Raw genomic sequence first — 20,501 nt, 5'->3', positions numbered from 1 at the left:
AATGAATTAATCCTGTCGTGGCGGCCAATAGCCTTCAAGACAGATAATGTAGTTGGTTGCCAGCACAGGTTGTATGATACTAAACGGAATATTGCTTCCTGTAGCTGATGTATAACCCGACGTGGTTGCAGGTGCAATGAAAGTATCCGGATCCAGAGTAGAGTAAGCAGCTTCTGAACCTGCCAGTATATTACCTGCCGGAGAACCTGTATTACCTTCATCTGAAAAACATGGAAATGAGATGGTTCCTGTTGCGGTGTGGTTGTGCGCAGGCATTTGTGCCGTGGTCATCGTAACCGTCTCGGATCCGCCAACCTCTCCTAACTCTATTTCGGTAAGACCATTCCCCGTACCGGTCCCTACAGCAATTCTTCCCCGCAGATCCGGCACCCCGAATGTAGTCTGGCCGTCTCCGCCAAAATTGTTGCCCAATATTGAAAATACTGTGGTATATTCTGCTATGCTATAAAGTGTTCCGTCGCAGAAAGCCCACCCGCGAGGAGCGAAATTTCCGCCAAACATCCGGATTTCTCCTATATAACCTTCCATAATGATATTTTTAAGTGTTATTAATTTTTTTAAATTTCAATGATTATCCTCTTGAAGGGAACACTCCGTAAAGGCAAATGATATAATTCATTCCAAGCGAAGGCTGAACGAAAGTAAGCGCGTTATTTCCTCCTGAATCACCAATCTGCAAGGTTAAAGGAAGGGGTCTTGTCGTAGAATTCGGACTTTGATTGTACATAGCACCCTTTGATGCGAGGATGTTATTCGCCGGTGTGCCGGAGTCGCCCTCATCCGAATACGCCGGAATTTGAACACTTCCTGCAACAGCGTGGATGTGAGCAGGTAAATTGGCCGTAGTCAGCTGTACAGAATTTGTTCCTGCCGTACTTCCCAATTTATAATTAGCCGATAAGCCGGGACCTTGCCCTACTCCAACAACCGACCTGCCTGCAAGATTCGGCAGCCCGAAGGTAGTCTGGCCATCCCCACCATAGGTAGTCCCTAAAATCGAGAATAAAGCCGTATTTGACCTGATGGCCAATAAAGCGCCATTACAATACTGCCATGATTTGGGAGCAAAGTTTGCGGCAAAAAGTCGGATTTCTCCAATTGTTCCGTCCATAATTATTGTTTTTAAGATGAAAATTTTATTAAAGTGTATTTATTCAGGAAATGATAACACAATTCTATTCTGAATAAATTGATAGGCTGCTAAAAACATTTCGGAGTGAAAAAGCACGAATACAGGGAAATACAAAACTTCAGCTTGAGGACCTGTATCTTACCTTTATATCAGTCGCGAAAATGTGATCTTAATTTTGCAAAAGAATTGCTTACAAGGATTTTCATGATTATTTTATTTAGTTTTTAGTTTTTGTGAGCGGTAAAACTGTTATTACAGCAACCAGTTCTTATTACAAATTTAATTTTATTATTGACATAATCACTATTTATTGTAAAAAATTATAAAATAATTCAATATCGATAACTTTTCTTCACAGTTAAAGCAATTATGATTAGGTATTTATTTTTTGATAAAATTAAGTATTACAACTTTACCGGAACTAAGTATTTATACTGAATCTGCTTGAAATTTGGCCGTGGATTATTACTATAAAACTTGGCAGCTTTATTTTATGGCTGAATATTTAAAAAAAATAATCTGTAATTAAAGAAAGTTTAGGTTTTGAAAAACAAGAGATAATGTTATCATTTGATTCGTTTTATACCATAAAAAAACCGCTTTAAACTTTCGTTTAAAGCGGTTTTAATTATTTATTATTTAAAGCAATAATTACTTCACTTCTTCAAAATCTGCATCCTGTACATCTTCTGCACCACCTGCATTTCCTGCATTCTGAGCACCTGCATCGGCACCCGGCTGTTGTCCTGCTGCGTACAGTTCTTCTGAAGCGGCCATCCATGCGGCATCCAAAGCTTCGGTTTTAGCTTTTACGTCATCTGCATTTTTAGCTTCAAAAGCGGTTTTCAATTCGCCGTGAGCGGTTTCGATAGCTGCTTTTTTATCCGCAGATAATTTATCACCGAACTCTTTCAATTGCTTTTCCGTCTGGAAGATCAATCCGTCTGCTTTGTTGAAGATTTCAACTTCTTCTTTTCTTTTCGCATCCGCTGCAGAATTTTCCTGAGCTTCTTTCTTCATTCTTTCGATTTCTTCGTCGGAAAGACCTGAAGAAGCCTGGATTTTGATTGACTGTTCTTTACCGGTTCCTTTATCTTTAGCAGATACGCTCAGGATACCGTTGGCATCGATGTCGAAAGTTACTTCGATCTGAGGAACACCTCTTGGTGCCGGTGGAATATCGGTAAGGTCGAATCTCCCGATTTCCTTGTTATCGTTGAACATCGGTCTTTCCCCCTGTCCTACTCTGATGCTTACTGCCGGCTGGTTGTCAGACGCAGTAGAGAATACTTCAGATTTTTTAGTCGGGATCGTGGTGTTCGCTTCAATTAATTTCGTGAAAACAGAACCCATTGTTTCGATACCTAAAGAAAGTGGTGTAACATCTAATAAAAGAACGTCTTTCACATCACCCGTCAATACACCTCCCTGAATAGCTGCACCGATGGCTACAACCTCATCCGGGTTAACCCCTTTAGACGGTTTTTTACCGAAGAATTTCTCAACTTCTTCCTGGATGATCGGAATTCTTGTAGAACCACCTACCAGGATTACTTCGTCGATATCCGAAGTGGATAAACCTGCATCTTTCAATGCTTTGGCAACCGGCTCCATTGATCTTCTTACCAGGTCAGCAGACAATTGCTCGAATTTAGCTTTAGTAAGGGTTTTCACCAAGTGCTTAGGACCTGTAGCCGTAGCGGTGATATATGGAAGGTTGATTTCCGTTTGTGGAGAAGAAGAAAGCTCGATTTTTGCTTTTTCAGCTGCTTCTTTCAATCTCTGTAATGCGATCGCGTCAGATTTCAGATCAACACCTTCTTCAGATTTGAACTCATCAGCCATCCAGTTGATGATCACATCATCGAAGTCATCCCCTCCTAAGTGCGTATCACCGTTTGTAGACAATACTTCGAATACACCATCTCCCAAATCAAGGATCGAAATATCAAAAGTACCACCACCTAAGTCGTATACTGCAATTTTCTGGTCTTTATGGTTTTTATCAAGACCATAAGCCAAAGCGGCTGCTGTAGGCTCGTTGATGATTCTTTCTACTTTAAGACCTGCGATTTCACCGGCTTCTTTGGTAGCCTGTCTCTGCGCATCGTTGAAGTAAGCCGGAACCGTGATTACCGCTCTTGTTACTTCCTGACCAAGATAATCTTCAGCCGTTTTCTTCATTTTCTGAAGCGTCATGGCGGAAATTTCCTGTGGCGTATATTCTCTGTCGTCGATCTTTACTTTTACCGTATCGTTTGGTCCTGATACCACTTTATAAGGTACTCTGGAGATTTCGGAAGCATCATCTTTAAAGTGCGTTCCGATAAATCTTTTGATAGAATAAACAGTCTTTGTAGGGTTGGTTACCGCCTGTCTTTTGGCAGGATCCCCTACTTTTCTTTCACCGTCTTCTGTGAATGCCACGATGGACGGCGTTGTTCTTTTACCTTCTGCGTTAGGAATTACAACAGGGTCTTTTCCCTCCATTACGGCAACACAAGAGTTGGTTGTACCTAGGTCGATTCCGATTATTTTACTCATAATATTTTATTTTTTCTATTTTAAATTTTTTAATTTACATTCTGTATTTCTCAATATTTATACCATTCAAATTTTTGTGACAAATTGACACATCTTATTTAAACAACCATCAATAAAGAGCTTCAGGATGTACCCATACATCATCATACAGTGTTTCTATACAGATTTTCATTCTTCTTAAATCTGACCATACTGTCACTTTTTTGTGAATTTCATTGACCCGCTTCCGTTCAACTGTATTTTTTAATAACTTTAATCACTTGCAAAATCAATTTGACAAAAGTTTTTCATATAAATTTAATTAAAGCTTAACGTTGAAAATCTGTGCAAGAAAGGGTGAATTATTATTTTTGATAAATTATAAACTAGCGAATGTCATTACATTTTAATCCGAGAGATATTACCTGGCTTGCTTTCAACGAGAGGGTGCTTCAGGAAGCCATGGACGAGAAAGTCCCTTTACATTTAAGAATCCGGTTTTTGGGGATTTTCTCAAATAATCTGGATGAATTTTTCAGGGTACGCGTTGCCGGATTAAAGCGTGCCATGGATTTTAAGGAAAAGGTCATTGCCGAATCTTTCTATCAGCCGCCTTCTAAGATCCTTCAGAAAATCAATGATATCGTTATTCGCCATCAGCAGAATTTTGATAAGACCTGGAGAAAGATCCAGGGTGAAATGGCCGATCATCACGTCTTTATTAAAACACCGAAAAACTTAACGTCCGCCCAGAAAGAATTCGTCAGAAAATATTTTGATGAAGTGGTGGAATCCAACGTGATCCCGATCCTTCTTCATGAGAATACGCCCATGCCTTATATGAGGGACAAAAGTCTCTATCTGGGCGTTGCCATGAGAAAGAGAGACTGGCAGTATTCCAGCAACTACGCGATCATAGAAATCCCGTCACGCTTTGTAGGAAGGTTTTTATTGCTTCCGACTGAAGATCCCCAGGAAAAGGATGTAATGCTTCTGGAAGATGTGATCACCTTCAACCTGCCACACATTTTTTCCTATTTCGGATATGATGAATTTTCGGCGAATGCTTTTAAAGTAACAAAAGATGCCGAGCTGGAGCTCGATAACGATATCAGAACCAACTTTGCCGAAAAAATAGAAAAAGGACTGAAGAACCGCAGAAAAGGAAAGCCTACGCGATTTGTTTTTGATAAAGACATGGATAAGGCTTTACTGGAAATGCTTATCCGAAAATTAAATTTAACGAAAAAAGACAGCATCATCCCCGGTGGTAAGATTCATAATTTCAAACATTTTATGGATTTCCCTGATGTTTTTGAAAAGTATGAAAGGCCTGTAGAAAGGACTTCCTTTACCCATCCTGATTTTGAGCACGGAGAAAGAGTAACGGATGTCATCCTGAAACATGATGTGCTCCTCACCTTCCCTTATCATAAATATAATCCTGTCATCGATCTTCTGCGTGAAGCGGCGATGGACCCAGATGTAAAGTCTATACAGATTACAGCCTATCGCCTTGCCAGCAGTTCGAAGATTATCAATGCCCTGATTTATGCGGCAAGGAACGGCAAGGATGTTACCGTGATGCTTGAGCTTCAGGCGAGATTCGATGAAGAGTCTAACCTCGAGTGGAAAGAAATGCTGGAACCCGAAGGAATCACGGTTTTGATAGGCCTTCCCAATAAGAAGGTGCACGCCAAGCTTTGTGTGATCAAAAAAAGATCCCATAATAAAACCATTCAGTACGGATTTGTAAGCACCGGAAACTTTAATGAAAAAACAGCCAGAATTTACGGAGATCATTTACTGATGACAGCAGACCGGGGAATCATGGCAGACATCAATAAGGTGTTCAATGTTCTTAAAAAGCCGAAGGATGATTATTTACCGGTCCTGAAAACCTGTAAAAACCTTCTGGTATGCCCGCAGTTTATGCGTGAAAAGATCGTTCACCATATTGATAAGGAGATTGAAGAAGCCAAGGCCGGAAGGCGTGCAGAAATGATCATCAAAGCCAACTCGGTAAGCGACCGAGCCCTGATCGAAAAGCTCTACGAAGCGGCAAGCGCCGGCGTTCACGTCAAAATGATCGTAAGAGGCATTTATTGTGCTGTAAACCAGAAGGAATTTAAAGAAAAAATAAAGGCCATCAGCATTGTCGATGAATACCTGGAACATGCCAGGGTGATGTATTTCTATAACAAAGGCGCCGAAGACATGTATATTTCCTCCGCCGACTGGATGACGAGAAACCTGGATTACCGGATTGAAGCCGCTGCAAGGATCACCGATAAGAACCTTAAGAAGGAATTGAAAGATATTCTTGATATACAGTTGAAAGATAATGTAAAAGCTCGTATTTTAGACAAAAAATTGAGCAACGAGTATATCCAGAACCATAAAGAGGAATGCCGCTCCCAGGTAGAAACCTACCGGTATTTACATGCCAAAACGAACAAAAAATGAAGATCGCAGCCATAGATATAGGAAGTAACGCAGCCCGGCTTCTCATCAATGAAGTCAAAATAAGCAATAAGCAGCCGGAATTTATCAAACTTAATCTTTTGAGAATTCCCCTGAGGTTGGGGATGGACGTTTTTACGATGGGTAAAATCGGGGAAGAGCGTGAAAAGATGGTGATCGATTCCATGAAGATTTTCAGCGATCTGATGAAGATCTATAATGTCGAACATTACAGAGCCTGTGCCACAAGTGCGATGCGTGATGCTGCAAACGGAATGGAGATCATCGATGAAGTGAAGAATACATCCGGAATCAATATTGAGATCATTTCCGGGGACGAGGAAGCTTCCCTTGTTTTTGAAAACCATATTGCAGAAGGCCTTGATAAAGAATTTGCCTATCTCTATATCGATGTGGGCGGCGGTTCTACCGAGCTTACTTTTTATGAAAACGGCAAAATGCTTTATGAGAAATCGTTCAATATCGGAACAATCCGCCTGCTGAACGATCTGGTAACGCCTGACAACTGGAAAGATATGAAAGAAGAGATCAGGAAAAACATCAACAGCAAAAAACCGATCGTTGCGATCGGCTCCGGCGGAAATATCAATAAAGTATTCTCCATGAGCAAAACAAAGGACGGAATGCCTATGTCGCTTTCGCATCTCAAAAAGGTGTATAAAGAATTCGATGATCTTACGGTGGATGAAAGGATGACCAGATACAATTTGCGCGAAGACCGGGCAGATGTACTCGTTCACGCCCTGAAAATCTTCAACAATGTGATGTCGTGGTCGGAGATCAACAGGATTTTCGTCCCTAAAATATCTGTTGCAGACGGTTTGATCCATAATATCTACAGCAATCTGAAGGACAAAAAGTAATTTTTTACGACATAAATTCTCAACCGGCTGATTTTTATGGGCCGGTTTTATTTTGATTGAATCCGAAAAATCTGCCCAGGAAAAAACAAAGGAGACACAACTACTAAATTAACCGTGCAACCTATTGATTTTCAACCATTACTTCCTTTGCTAAAAAACGTCCCGACGTTTTAAGAAAAACCCTTCGACGTTTTAGGGAAAACCTTTCGACGTTTTACTCAAAAGGTACCGACGTTTTTGGTAAAAGATGCTTACGTTTTTATTCAGATAAAAAAATTATACTTTTTAAACCTTATTATAAAGTAAAAGTTTAATCGGAAACGTCATTATCATTAAATAATATTCGAAAATGAACTCAATTAAAATTATACTGACCGGTGCAACAGGAATGGTAGGCGAAGGTGTTCTGATGGAATGCCTTGATAATCCGGAGATTTTCGAAGTCCTGAGCGTCAGCCGTAAACCTTGTGGAAAGAAGCATGCGAAACTGAAAGAATATATTGTTCCGGATTTCCTGGCCATTGATCCTCATGATGAAAATTTCAAAGGGTATGACGCGGTTTTCTTCTGCGCAGGCATCAGCAGTGTAGGCATGAGCGAAGAAGAATATACCAAAATAACGCATGACACGACTATTCATTTTGCCAAAGCAGTATTAAAACATAACCCCAATATGGTTTTCAACTATGTTTCGGGGCTGTATACCGATAAAACCGAGAGCGGAAAAATAATGTGGGCCCGGGTAAAAGGGAAAACGGAAAACGATTTAAGAAAACTTGGGTTCAGAGGGGTGTATAATTTTCGCCCGGGATTTATGAAACCCGTTGAAGGTCAGAAAAATGTAAAATGGTTTTTTAAGCCTTTTATTTGGTTTTTTCCTATGGTATTCCCATCAAAATCATTAACTTTACACGAGGTGGGCAGAGCAATGATCAACGCAGTACAGAAAGGATACCCTACCTCCACATTAGAAATCAAGGACATTAAAAATCTGGCACTATGAAAGAAATGTTAAAGAGAATTTTTCTGGTTGCTTTTATTTTATTGGTTCTGACCGCTATTTCAGGCTTTTTTTACATGCAGAAACATCCTCTTGAAGGGCGTAAGACCACAGGAAAAAACCTGAATTTTTCAGGACAGATCTCTAAATAAAGAAACTAATATTCAATGAAGCTTAAGATCGTTTTCGGATAAATTCCGGCAACGATGCATGGCTCACGGTTTCATATTTTCTTCACATTTCCCATCAAATAATACGTATTTATTAATCATTTTTTAAAATTCCCTTAAAATATTTAAAGCGGAGAAATGTCATTTTTGCATACATCTAATAATATCAGCAAAAATGATTCATCATTACTTTTTAAAAGGTTCTGTCGTAGCCGCATTTTTTCTTCAGGGAGCGGTTTTCGGGCAAACCTCACTCATCCACTACTGGAATTTCAACAACAATACTTCGGCGGCAGCGATTACCACTCCAACTGTAACCTTAACCGGAGGATCGATGAGCGCTTTTACCAGCGGAACAACGGAAATCGATTTTGCCGGCGGTACCGGACAGAATTTTAATGTTGAAAACCTTAATGCGAGAAACGGAGATGCTTCGGGAACGCATTTACGGTACAATCTTCCGATCAATGGGAATCTACAGTTTAATCTTCCTACTACGGGCTATCAGAATGTTGTGGTAAAATTTACGACAAGAAGATCCGGCTCAGGGGCAGGTACCCAGACGTGGTCTTATTCTACGGACGGCACCAATTTCCAGGTGTACCAGACTGTTTCTCCGCAGGATGCAAACCCACAACTGATTACCTTTGATTTTTCTTCAGTGGCGGGCGTTTCCAATAATCCTAACTTCAAGCTTAAGGTGGAGTTTTCTGCGACAGGCGGGGGAACCGCGGGAAATAACCGTTTCGATAATTTTACCGTAGATGCCACAGCATTCAGCGGAGCCGATACGACCCCACCAACGGTTACTTATCTTCCTTCCAATAACACAACGAATGCTTCAACGGTTTTAAACCCAAGTATTTCATTCAATGAAAATGTAAGGCTGATCGACAATTCTTCCATCAATGACTCCAATGCACATGATCTTGTGGATTTCCGTCTGGGAAGTGCTTCCGGAACGACAGTCCCTTTCACCACTACTTTTATTAACAATAAGATTACGATTATTCCGGTTTCCGGTTTAGTTCCCAATCAGACGTATTATCTGGCTTTAAAGCCGAATGTGGTTGAGGATACGAACGACAATGCAGTTACCGCTGTTACGTCTACACTATTTACAACAGCAGGAACCTCGGTTTCTTTAGATAAAAACTTTATTAAGGTCAACGAAAATGCAGGGTCATTGGCATTTAAATTAAATATTGCCAATCCTTCGAATGCCTCTGTAAACCTTGTGGTAAAGCCCGCACCTTTCAGCACAGCCGACAGTAATGATTTTACTTTAACCAATCAGACCATTACGCTGACTCCTTCCATGACAGACTTTACGGTGAATATTCCGATCATTGATGACACGCTGGAGGAGCAGCAGGCAGAATATTTCGTTGTAAGCCTTGAAAGTCCTGTGGGAGCGACGATTTCCGGTGACAATACGGCAACGGTGTATATTATTGATAATGATAAGCAGGCTCCTGTGCCGTCGAATCAAATTTCGTTAAACTATATCGGCAGCTTCGATCCTTCCGGAAACAACAGCAGCTCTACGGAAATTGTAGTTCACGATCCCGCAACCCAGAGATTATTTACCATCAGCTCCATTACGGATGTTTTTGATATCATTAATTTCAGCAACCCGAACCAGCCGACGGTTGTAAATACGATCAATATGGCTCCTTACGGCGGCATTACCAGCATAGCCGTGAAGAATGGAATCATTGCTGCAGCATCACCCAACATCAACCCACAGCAGAACGGCTCTGTCGTTTTCTTTGACATCAACGGAAATTTCCTCAAACAGGTAAGCGTAGGTGCATTACCTGATATGATCACTTTTTCTCCTGACGGTAGCAAAGTAATGACCGCCAATGAAGGAGAACCTAATGATGCATATACTGTTGATCCGGAAGGAACCATCAGCATCATTGATATTTCCGGAGGCATCGCCAATCTTACACAAAGTAACGTGACAACCCTTAATTTTAATGCGTTTGATTCGCAGGTTGCAGCTTTAACGGCTACAGGATTAAGAAAGGTAAGAACCAACAATACCCTTTCACAGGATCTGGAACCTGAATACATTACCATCAGTTCCGACAGCCAGAAAGCCTGGGTAACCCTTCAGGAAAACAATGCAGTAGCAGAAGTAAACTTAGAAACAAAAACCATTACAGGAATCTGGGGATTAGGCAAAAAAGACATGAGCCTTCCAGGAAACGGTTTTGATGCTTCCGATAATAACAACGAAATTCTAATTGCCAACTGGCCGGTGAAAACATATTATACTCCGGATGCCGTTCAGAATTACAAAGTCGGAAATACCCACTATATCGTAACAGCCAATGAAGGGGACGAAAAAGATCTTTCAGGATTTAGCGAAAGGACGACCGTAGGAGCAAATAATTACACACTGGATGCTTCACTGTTTCCTCAGGCATCTGTTCTAAAGGCATCCTACAACCTCGGAAGATTCAGGATTTCCAATGCCACAGGAAATACTGACGGAGATTCGGATTTTGAAGAAATTGCTGCACTGGGTGCCCGTTCTTTCTCGATCTTTAATGCGGATACCAGACAGATTGTTTACGATAGCGGCGACCAGTTTGAGAGATATATCGCGGCCAATCATCCATTGATCTTCAATGCTGACAACGAATCCAATACGGTAAAGAGCAGAAGTCGCGCGAAAGGTCCTGAGCCGGAAGGTGTGGCCCTGGGAAATATCAACGGACAGACGTATGCCTTCATCACTTTGGAAAGAACCGGAGGTGTCATGGTATACAATATTACAGATCCGAACAGTCCTACGTTTACCGACTATAAGCATTCACGGATGACATCTGCGTACGGTGGCGACAATGGTCCGGAAGGAATTATCTATATCGCTCCTGAAAACACAACCACCGGGAAAGGATATGTGATCATTGCCAACGAGATCAGCGGAACATTATCTATGTACGAAATTGCCGGAACAACTACCCTGGGAACCGGAGAGGTAAAAGCTGAAAAAGCAACCTTCAACGTATTCCCGAATCCGGTTGCAAAAGGAAGTACCCTGTATTTTAACAGAGTACAGGATTATGAACTGTATGACCTTTCAGGAAAGCTTATCGGTAAAGAGAAAAATGCCCTGACGATTGACACCTCGAAACTTTCAACAGGAGTTTATCTTGTAAAAACTTCGGAAGGACATTTGAAAAGAGTTATTGTAAAATAGAATATAATATGAGTTGATTGAAAAGAGCTCCGGTATTTCCGGGGCTTTTTTCAGTTAATAACTGCATTTGGTAAAGTTTTTTAACAATAATCCGGCGGACTTTTTGGACTTCACCGGATTTATATTTCAGTGCATATCGTCATAAATCCTTACGAGATCCACGACATTTTTTACCTGAAGCTTTTCGAATATCTTCTTTTTGTACGTGCTTATGGTAGACATTTTCAGATTAAGAATATTTGAAATTTCTATATTCCCGTTTCCCTGGGCCAGCAGCTTGAAAATCTGGAACTCTCTTTTTGATAGCCGCTCCACGGAATGGCTGTCGGTAGAATGGGTGACCAGTTTTTTCATCATATTGATGGTGTAATAATATCCTTCTTCAAACATCGCGGTAACTGCAGCGATAATTTCGGCTTCAGACGCTCCTTTGCTCAGATATCCTGCGGCTCCTTCCTCTACGTATTGAATCCCTACGTTATCATCATAGGTGGAAAAAAATAGAATTTTAAGGTGTTTTTGTTTTTTTTTAAGATCTTTTACCATTGCCTTAAAAATACTCCCCGGTATATCGATATCAATGATCAACAGGTCATATATTTTTTCAGAAATCATATCTTTTGTTTCAGAATAGGTTTCTGCAAAATCTATATCACAATTATACTGAAGTTTCGATTTTAGCACCAGAGCTGTACCTGTCCTTACTACATAGTGACCGTCAGCAATGAGTATATTTTTCATAGAGTTAGTTTTTTAAATAAATTCCCCTTTGAATGGGAAACGTCTTCTCTTTATTTTACATTTTTTCAATACAAGTTACAGACCAAATACCACTTAGAATCATATTCTTAGCCCTTCTGCCAGGAAGTTCTTTCAAAATTACGAACACCAGTTTTTTCTGATTCCCGGACATCTGGAATCTGTAATGGAATAATTTTTATAAAATCTCTAAAAATTATTAAACATTTAAATTATATGAATAAAAAAGTATATTACAAAGCATCATCCCCATATCAGCAGTGTAAATATTTTCTACAAAAATAATACATATAATATTCACAAGCGTGTAGAAATATTACTATAAATTTCTCACAAAATCTCTAATATTTTCTTAAAAACAATTGAAACAGGGAAACTTAAGATTCTGTATCACATCATTATATTTACCTACGCAAATATCCGTCCAAATCCCATCCTTGGACCAGTAATCCCATAAAAAAACAGACCTTAAAGTGCTAAGGTCTGTTTAAAAATATATTTTTTAATACTTTACTCTACGCTTATTACTTTTTCAATTTCCGGGGCATGCTGTTTAATCGTATTTTCAACGCCTAGTTTCAAGGTTGAAAAATTTAATGAACATCCGGAACAGTTTCCTAAAAGCTTTACATAAACCAGGTTATCCTTCACATCAATCAGCTCAATATCGCCGCCATCTTTATTGAGAAACGGACGAATGCTTTCCAGAGCTTCCAGTACCCTTGTTACGGTATCTTCGTGTGTTATATTTGTTTCCATATTTTCTGTCAGTTGGTTTTCAATTCTGAAATTACTTTGCCTTTGGCGAGCATCCTGCCATGGTGGTAATTTTCACCGCTTCCGTGGGAGGAAGGTTTTTATTTCTTTCCACAAGGCTTTCCACCATATTTCTGGCGGTCTCCGTATAGATCTCCGCAATTTTTGAATTTTCCTGTAGTGCTGCCGGTCTTCCGACATCGCCTGCTTCACGAATGCTCTGGATCAACGGAATCTCTCCCAATACAGGAATTCCAAGATCTTCAGCCATATACTGCGCTCCCTGTTTACCGAAGATATAATATTTATTGTCCGGTAATTCTTCCGGGGTAAAATACGCCATATTTTCGATTAATCCCAGTACCGGAATATTGATGCTTTCCATCTGGAACATGGCAATCCCTTTTCTTACATCGGCCAGCGCCACATGCTGAGGCGTACTTACGATCACCGCTCCTGTTACAGGAACTTCCTGGATGATGGATAAATGAATATCTCCCGTTCCCGGAGGAAGATCGATCAATAGGAAATCCAGTTCTCCCCAAGCTGCGTCACGGATCATCTGGTTCAGCGCTTTGGAAGCCATCGGGCCTCTCCACACCACCGCCTGGTTGGCTCCTGAGAAATAGCCTATCGAAAGCATTTTCACGCCATAATTTTCGATCGGCTTCATCAGGCTTTTTCCGTTTACTTCTACGGAGATCGGCTTCTCCCCTTCCGTATCGAACATCGTAGGTACAGATGGCCCGTAAATATCGGCATCCAATAATCCTACTTTAAAGCCCATTTTTGCTAAAGTTACCGCCATATTGGCAGAAACCGTAGACTTTCCAACCCCTCCTTTTCCGGAAGCGATGGCAATGATATTCTGAATCCCGGGAATCTGCTTCCCTTTGATCTGACTTTGCTGAATTTCGCTCGGTTCCGGAGAAACGATCTTTAATTTAAGATTCACCTCTTCCCCAAATTCGCTGGCAAACGCCTGTTTCATGGCAGCCTCGAGTTTTTTCTTTTCGTGCATGGCCGGAGAATGTGCCGTCATGTCTATATATACATCAGCGCCCATGATCTGCAGGTTATTCACCAAATCATCAACTTCTATTTCCTTGAGGAAATCCTGAACCTTTTCTTTCGTCAACATAAACTAAATAAATTGTTTACAAATTTACGTAATTTTTAACTATTTAGAATAAGTAAAAGGACTGATAGATATTTTCTTTTGTGCAAACAAATTTTATAGTACTTTAGGGGAATTTTAATTTTTATATATGAAAAGATTATTCATCGTCCTTTTAGGGATCATTGCCCATAATCTGTTTTCGCAGCATTATTCGCAATATGTCAATCCGTTTATCGGGACAGGCGGCCACGGGCATACCTTTCCGGGAGCCATCGTGCCTTTCGGGATGGTGCAGCTTTCGCCCGATACGAGAATCGACGGGAGCTGGGACGGCTGCAGCGGTTACCATTATTCCGATTCCGTGATCTACGGATTTTCGCACACCCACCTCAACGGAACGGGGGTTTCGGATTACGGGGACATTATGCTGATGCCGACAATGGGGAAACCGGGTCTTAGGCCGAAAGAATATTCATCCTCATTTTCGCATAAAAATGAAAAAGCTACGGCAGGATTTTATTCCGTAAAACTGGACAAGCATAATATCGATGTCCGTTTAACCACAACCAAACGGGTCGGTTATCATGAGTATACCTTCAACAATGCCGGAGATGCGAATATCATCTTAGATTTAAACCATAGAGATAAATTGCTGGAAGGCGAAGTAAAGATCATTGACAGTAAAACCATTGAAGTTTTCCGCAGAAGTGAAGCCTGGGCGACCAATCAGTATATTTATGCCAGAATTGAGTTTTCCAAGCCAATGAAAATTTCAAAAAAAACAGTGAATGGAAAGGATGAAAACAATCTTTTTACCGGAACACAACTGGCACTTGCATTTTCTTCCAAGGTTAAAAAAGGAGAAAAGATCGCTGTAAAAGTTTCCCTTTCCCCGACAGGCTATGAAGGCGCCGGGAAAAATATGCTGGCAGAGGGGACATCCAATGATTTTGAAGCTGTAAGAAAGCAAGCGGTTGCCGACTGGGACAAAGAACTTTCTAAAATCGAAGTAAAATCTTCTGATATAGATAAACTGACCGTTTTTTATACTGCTATGTATCACGTTTTCACGCAGCCCAACATCAATATGGATGTAGACGGCAAATACAGAGGCCGCGACAACAAGTTTTATATGGCTAAAGGATTCGATTATTATTCGGTATTCTCGCTTTGGGACACTTTCAGAGGGGCACATCCGTTAATGACGTTAATCGACCGCAAAAGAACGGCAGATTTCATCAATACATTTATCAAACAGTACGAACAGGGCGGAAAGCTTCCGGTCTGGGAACTCGCTTCCAATGAAACGGAATGCATGATCGGGTACCATGCCGTTTCCGTGATCGCCGATGCCATGACCAAAGGAATCACCGGATTTGATTATGAAAAAGCATTTGAAGCCTCCAAACATTCGGCGATGCTGGATATTTTCGGGCTGAATGCTTACAAACAGAAAAATTTTATCAGCATCGATGATGAGCATGAAAGCGTTTCCAAAACCGTGGAATATGCTTATGACGACTGGTGCATTGCACAGATGGCTAAAATTTTAGGCAAGAAAGAAGATTACCAGTATTTCATGAAACGTTCCCAGAACTGGAAAAACCTGTACAATCCGAAAAACGGATTTATGCAACCGAGAAAGAACGGAAACTGGTACGAACCGTTTGAGCCGAGAGAAGTGAACAACAATTATACGGAAGGGAATTCCTGGCATTATTCCTATTCCGTTCAGCAGGACATTCCGGGACTTATCGCCGCTCATGGCGGGAAGGAAAAATTCGAACAGTTCATCGATGCTATTTTCGCCGCTCCGGACAAAACTACCGGCCGCGAACAAGTGGACATTACCGGACTGATCGGCCAATATGCTCAAGGAAACGAACCTAGCCACCACATTGCGTATCTTTATAACTACGTAGGAAAACCGGAAAAAACGGATGCCAAAATAAAATTCATCCTCGACAATTATTATAAAAATGCACCCGACGGGCTGATCGGAAATGAAGACTGCGGCCAGATGAGCGCCTGGTATATTTTAAGCGCGATGGGAATTTATGCCGTGACACCGGGACTTCCCGAATGGCAGACGACCAAGCCTTATTTTGATGAAATTAAAATTCACCTGGAAGACGGAACGACCAGAACCATCACTAAGAATACCGGAAGAGAAGAACTGAAAAAATTAGGTTTTGAAAATGTAAAATCTTTCAAGGATTTTAAATATGATGAACTGACTGCTTCGCCGGTGATTGCTGCGGCAAGAATTTTCGACCTGAATACCAAAGTGGAGATCACTGCACTGAATCCCGATGATAAGATCTACTACATGACTTTGGATGAAGGCGATGCCAATGTAAGAAAAACATTCACCGCTTATAAAGGTCCGTTCACGATCATGAAAACCACCCAGGTTTCGGCTTATGCGGAAAGAAACGGTGAGAAAAGTTCGGTTGTCACCGCTGCTTTTAACAGAAGACCTAACAATTGGGACATCACCGTGAATTCAACTCCTACGCCGCAGTATACGGCGAGCGGAAAACTGTCTTTGATCGACGGAATCAACGGGGATGCCAACTGGAGAAAAGGCGAATGGCTGGGCTACCAGGGCCAGACTTTTGAAGCGGTGATCGATATGAAATCACCTCAGCAGATTACTCACCTCTCCTCCACTTATCTTCAGGACAGCAGAGCATGGATTTTAATGCCGAAAAAAGTGGAATACTATGTTTCCAACAACGGAAAGGATTTCATTCTGCTGAAAACCGTAGACAACACGCTGGATCCGAAAGATGAAACCCCTCAGGTAAAAGATTTCTCCACCGATGTGTTACCAACGCAGGCCCGATACGTAAAAGTAAAAGCCTATCATTTCGGCAAGCTACCGGAGTGGCACCAGGGAGCAGGCGGCGATGCTTATATTTTTATTGATGAGATTTCTGTGAAATAAGTGTTGATATTGATCTTAACGCAAAGTCCGCAAAGATTTTTTTACTACTAACTGTTTTTAAGTTCGCTAGGGCGTTTGACTTCGTCGAATCTTCGATTTCACTCAGCAAAGAGCATTATGCTTCCTAAATCGTGAGATACTTAAAAACCTCTGATAAAGCAAAACCCTCCGAAAATGCCGGAGGTTTGGTTTTGCTTTATATGGTTTGGTGATTTCACCCTTTCAGGGCTCTTTACATTTGTTTTGAATTATACATCGGGTTTCACCAGATGCTATTGATTAGGCCATTTCATGGCTTTATTTAGCCTTGTATTAATTTAAAACACCATTTTTTCCGACCAGTTTAATCCTTCCGGTAATTCCCGTTCGGAAAATTCTATATGAATCACCCTTCTTTTCTTTCCGTTTGTCGTACGGTTTGAGCCATGGATAATCAAGGGTTTCATAATCATGATTCCCCCTTTCTCTACTTTGCAAATTTCTTCCGTTTCCACAGTCCAGTCGATAGTTTCGGGTCTGTAAACGCCTTTAGCATGAGATCCGGGAACGACTTTCAAAGCACCGTTTTTTTCATCGGTATCATCGAGATGAATTCTGATCGTGTATATATTTTCAAGAATATCCAACGGCGGCTGAACAGCAAACTGGTTTTGTTTGGTCGTCCACGGTCCGAAATTTTCCAGCTCCAGTTTTTGATCTACTGAAATGGTAAGATCCTGATGATAGGCGACGTACCAGTTTGAGGTTTCAGGCTTATCGAAATAAATGCTTTTCACCACAAAATATTTCTCTCCGAAAAGTTCGCTGATTATGGTTTTTAAATTTTCATTAAAAATCAGGTGCTGCAATTCGGGAACTTCTTTTAAGAACTGCCGGATCGCAAATAGGTCTTCCGATTTCCTGAAAGTCTCTTTTGAGGTATCAATATGTTGGATCACTTCACCGATCTGCTGAATTTCTTCATCAGAAAAGATATTGTTGATAACCGTAGATCCGTTTTCCAGGATTATATTTTGATGGTTTTGAAGGTTCATCGTCAATAAATTCTAAAAGATAATTTCGTTTATATTTCACAAAATAAATGGTCAACAATGAAATATAACACTTCACTATTGACCATTCACCAGCAGGGCTGTAATTCACATTTTATAAGTCCCCACCGTGATTATCCAGCTGCCCTTCCCATTTGGAAACGGCTGAGGTTGCTAAGGCATTTCCAAGAACATTCGTCATGCTTCTTCCCATATCACAGAAATGGTCGATCGGTAAGATCAAAGCAATCCCTTCCGGCGGAATTCCGAACATGGAGCAAGTTGCCACAATGATTACCAGGGAAGCTCTCGGTACACCGGCGATCCCTTTGGAAGTCAGCATCAATACCAAAAGCATGGTGATCTGCTGCCCGATGGTCATTTCAATTCCGTAGATCTGGGCGATAAAAATGGAGGCAAAGGTCATATACATCATACTTCCGTCCAGATTAAAAGAATACCCCAGCGGTAAAATAAAGGATACGACCCGGTTGTTGCAACCGAACCTTTCGAGCTCTTCCACCAGCTTCGGGAAAACCGCTTCGGAGCTTGTCGTAGAAAAGGCAATTAATAAAGGCTCTTTGATCCTTCTCAGTAATTCAAAAAGACGGTTTCCTAAAATCATGTAGCCTACCAACAGGAGTACGAGCCAAAGAATGCCCAGTGCAAAGAAAAAGTCCCTTAGATAGATCGCATATACTTTAAATATTTCAAAACCATTGGTGGCCACGACTGCGGCAATCGCTCCCAAAACGCCCAGCGGCGCAAACCACATGATGTAGCCTACCATTTTCAGGATTCCATGGGCGATGATATCGAATAATTTGATCACCGGCTGTGCATATTCCTCCCCCATATTGGCGAGGGCAATCCCGAACATAATGGAAAACACCACGATCTGCAATACTTCATTGGTGGCAAATGCTTCAAAAAGGCTTTTAGGAATAATATGCTTTACGAAATCTTCCATGGAAAAACCTTTACTGGTTTTCAGCAGTTCTTCGGCGGAAGCAGCATCCTGGATGGGAAGCTTGGTAACATGTCCCGGTTCCAGCCAGTTGACGAGCATCAACCCAATAAAAAGAGATACCAAAGATGCGGAAATAAACCACATCATGGCTTTGGTTCCTACCCTTCCGATCATTTTGATGTCACTCATTTTGGCAATTCCCACCACTAAGGTTGTAAATACCAACGGAGCAATAATCATCTGTACGAGACGGATGAAGACTGTTCCCAAAAGTTTTATATTTTTAGAAAATGGCTCCGCACTTTCGGGATACTGCACGTGTACCAATCCGCCTATCATAACGCCTAGAATCAAAGCGGCTACAATGGCGATAAACAGTTTATTTTGTCCTTTCATATCAATAATTCAAGTTTCGCAAATATAATATTTTTACAATTGAAGTAATTTAAAAAAATCTGATGGACATTTTGCCAAAAAATAACCCCTGTGTTTATGTTTTGGTATACATTTTATTGTTACATTTAAGCATAATAACAAATCAAAATATACGACTATGAAAAAAACTATCGCAATGGCTGCTTTAGCCGTAGCCATTTCATTCGGAGCTGTTTCCTGCAAAAAGAAGGTTTCCGATGCAGATCTTCAGACACAAGCTACCACCGTTGTAACGTCTAATCCGGGAGCTTCTGTGGAGATAAAAGATGGCGTTGCCCATCTGAGCGGGACCTTTGAAACCCAGGAAGAGAAAGATGCCATGATCAAACAGCTTAAAGCCATCAACGGGATTAAAGATGTTCATGATATGGCTACGGTAGCCCCAGCCACCGCTGCTCCGGCCCCTGTTGCCATAGAGTCTGCCGTCGATCCTGCCGTACAGCAAAAGGTAAAGGATGCCGTAAAAGATATTCCGGGGGTAAAAGTTGAGGTCATCAATGGAGAACTGACGCTTACCGGAAATATTTCTTCTTCCGATGCAAGAAAAGTCAAAGAATCCGTAGATGCTTTGAAAGTGGGAAAAGTAAATTATAACTATACCGTAAAATAATCAGTCATGAGTACATTACAGGACAAATATTCGAGCGTGGTTTCTGCAGCTCAGTCTGCGGGGATCTCAGATCTTCAGGTTCAGGAGCAGGATGGAATTCTTTATGTTTCCGGAAGTGCGACCAATACTGCAGCCAAAGACGCCGTCTGGAATGCTTTGGGAGCTATTGATTCTACCTATTCCGCATCTGATATCAATATCGATGTACAGGTTTCGGGTCTTTTGGCGGGTACTTCACTTACCGTAGCTACAGACGATTCTAATCTGAACATCAGACAGGAACCTTCTACAGATGCTGCCGTTATCGGGAAAGCCAGCAAAGGATCTTCCATCACTCTGGTAGAACAGACTTCTGATGACTGGTGGAAAGTAAAAACTTCCGACGGACAGGAAGGTTATGCCTATTCAAGATATCTGAGGGCTTAAATCTTCATCACACCCATTAATAAACATCCTTTCT

The 20,501-nt window shown here is 41.1% G+C and carries 16 protein-coding genes; 8 read left to right on the top strand and 8 right to left on the bottom strand.

All coding sequences use genetic code 11. The features are described from left to right. Nucleotides 1-6: 6 nt before the first annotated feature. From AC0N32_RS08845 to dnaK, 3 genes are all read right to left on the bottom strand, one after another. A complete protein-coding gene (locus tag AC0N32_RS08845) occupies nucleotides 7-549 on the bottom strand; it encodes a phage tail protein (protein WP_476393491.1) in 543 nt (180 codons plus the stop codon). A 43-nt stretch (nucleotides 550-592) separates the two neighbouring features. Then, nucleotides 593-1,132 (bottom strand): phage tail protein, encoded by a 540-nt coding sequence (locus tag AC0N32_RS08840; protein WP_476393490.1) that lies wholly within the window; start codon nucleotides 1,130-1,132, stop codon nucleotides 593-595. A 672-nt stretch (nucleotides 1,133-1,804) separates the two neighbouring features. Continuing rightward, on the bottom strand, nucleotides 1,805-3,697 hold the full coding sequence (dnaK, locus tag AC0N32_RS08835) for a molecular chaperone DnaK (RefSeq protein WP_476393489.1): 1,893 nt from the start codon (nucleotides 3,695-3,697) through the stop codon (nucleotides 1,805-1,807). Between the two features lie 372 nt (nucleotides 3,698-4,069). On the opposite strand from dnaK, the gene ppk1 reads away from it, so the two are divergent. The 5 genes from ppk1 (at nucleotide 4,070) to AC0N32_RS08810 (ending at nucleotide 11,410) form a co-directional block, all read left to right on the top strand. Beyond that, on the top strand, nucleotides 4,070-6,142 hold the full coding sequence (gene ppk1 / locus AC0N32_RS08830) for a polyphosphate kinase 1 (RefSeq protein ID WP_476393488.1): 2,073 nt from the start codon (nucleotides 4,070-4,072) through the stop codon (nucleotides 6,140-6,142). Further along, nucleotides 6,139-7,023 carry a Ppx/GppA phosphatase family protein gene (locus AC0N32_RS08825; protein WP_476393487.1) on the top strand — a complete coding sequence of 295 codons (885 nt, stop codon included), beginning with the start codon at nucleotides 6,139-6,141 and terminating at the stop codon, nucleotides 7,021-7,023. Before ppk1 ends, AC0N32_RS08825 begins: the two co-directional genes overlap by 4 nt. A 349-nt stretch (nucleotides 7,024-7,372) precedes the next feature. Then, nucleotides 7,373-8,026 (top strand): NAD-dependent epimerase/dehydratase family protein, encoded by a 654-nt coding sequence (locus AC0N32_RS08820; RefSeq protein ID WP_476393486.1) that lies wholly within the window; start codon nucleotides 7,373-7,375, stop codon nucleotides 8,024-8,026. Further along, nucleotides 8,023-8,175 carry a hypothetical protein gene (locus AC0N32_RS08815; RefSeq protein ID WP_476393485.1) on the top strand — a complete coding sequence of 51 codons (153 nt, stop codon included), beginning with the start codon at nucleotides 8,023-8,025 and terminating at the stop codon, nucleotides 8,173-8,175. The genes AC0N32_RS08820 and AC0N32_RS08815 overlap by 4 nt, the downstream gene beginning before the upstream one ends. A 193-nt stretch (nucleotides 8,176-8,368) precedes the next feature. Then, a complete protein-coding gene (locus tag AC0N32_RS08810) occupies nucleotides 8,369-11,410 on the top strand; it encodes a choice-of-anchor I family protein (RefSeq protein WP_476393484.1) in 3,042 nt (1,013 codons plus the stop codon). Nucleotides 11,411-11,536: 126 nt separating this feature from the next. Here the strand turns inward: AC0N32_RS08810 and AC0N32_RS08805 are convergent, their stop codons facing one another. From AC0N32_RS08805 to AC0N32_RS08795, 3 genes are all read right to left on the bottom strand, one after another. Further along, entirely contained in the window at nucleotides 11,537-12,151 is a 615-nt protein-coding gene (locus tag AC0N32_RS08805; protein ID WP_476393483.1) for a LuxR C-terminal-related transcriptional regulator, read from the bottom strand. Nucleotides 12,152-12,679: 528 nt separating this feature from the next. Then, on the bottom strand, nucleotides 12,680-12,928 hold the full coding sequence (locus AC0N32_RS08800) for a NifU family protein (protein ID WP_066439129.1): 249 nt from the start codon (nucleotides 12,926-12,928) through the stop codon (nucleotides 12,680-12,682). A 31-nt stretch (nucleotides 12,929-12,959) separates the two neighbouring features. After that, a complete protein-coding gene (locus tag AC0N32_RS08795) occupies nucleotides 12,960-14,066 on the bottom strand; it encodes an Mrp/NBP35 family ATP-binding protein (protein ID WP_476393482.1) in 1,107 nt (368 codons plus the stop codon). Nucleotides 14,067-14,193: 127 nt separating this feature from the next. Here AC0N32_RS08795 and AC0N32_RS08790 point away from each other — a divergent pair, with 127 nt between their 5' ends. Further along, nucleotides 14,194-16,995: a GH92 family glycosyl hydrolase gene (locus AC0N32_RS08790; RefSeq protein ID WP_476393481.1), complete on the top strand. Its 2,802-nt coding sequence runs from the start codon at nucleotides 14,194-14,196 to the stop codon at nucleotides 16,993-16,995. Nucleotides 16,996-17,312: 317 nt separating this feature from the next. On the opposite strand, the gene AC0N32_RS08785 is transcribed toward AC0N32_RS08790, so the two are convergent. Next, nucleotides 17,313-18,029, bottom strand: coding sequence for a phytanoyl-CoA dioxygenase family protein (locus tag AC0N32_RS08785; protein ID WP_476393480.1), 717 nt, complete (start codon nucleotides 18,027-18,029; stop codon nucleotides 17,313-17,315). A gap of 112 nt (nucleotides 18,030-18,141) precedes the next feature. Next, nucleotides 18,142-19,392, bottom strand: coding sequence for a dicarboxylate/amino acid:cation symporter (locus tag AC0N32_RS08780; RefSeq protein ID WP_476393479.1), 1,251 nt, complete (start codon nucleotides 19,390-19,392; stop codon nucleotides 18,142-18,144). Between the two features lie 157 nt (nucleotides 19,393-19,549). On the opposite strand from AC0N32_RS08780, the gene AC0N32_RS08775 reads away from it, so the two are divergent. Further along, nucleotides 19,550-20,041, top strand: a complete 492-nt coding sequence (locus AC0N32_RS08775; RefSeq protein ID WP_476393478.1) for a BON domain-containing protein — start codon at nucleotides 19,550-19,552, stop codon at nucleotides 20,039-20,041. A 6-nt stretch (nucleotides 20,042-20,047) separates the two neighbouring features. Continuing rightward, on the top strand, nucleotides 20,048-20,467 hold the full coding sequence (locus AC0N32_RS08770; protein WP_476393477.1) for an SH3 domain-containing protein: 420 nt from the start codon (nucleotides 20,048-20,050) through the stop codon (nucleotides 20,465-20,467). Nucleotides 20,468-20,501 lie beyond the last annotated feature (34 nt).

This window comes from Chryseobacterium endophyticum (assembly GCF_056333165.1).
The sequence above is the reverse complement of the archived record's forward strand: the minus strand, read 5'-3'. Positions and strand labels throughout refer to the sequence as shown.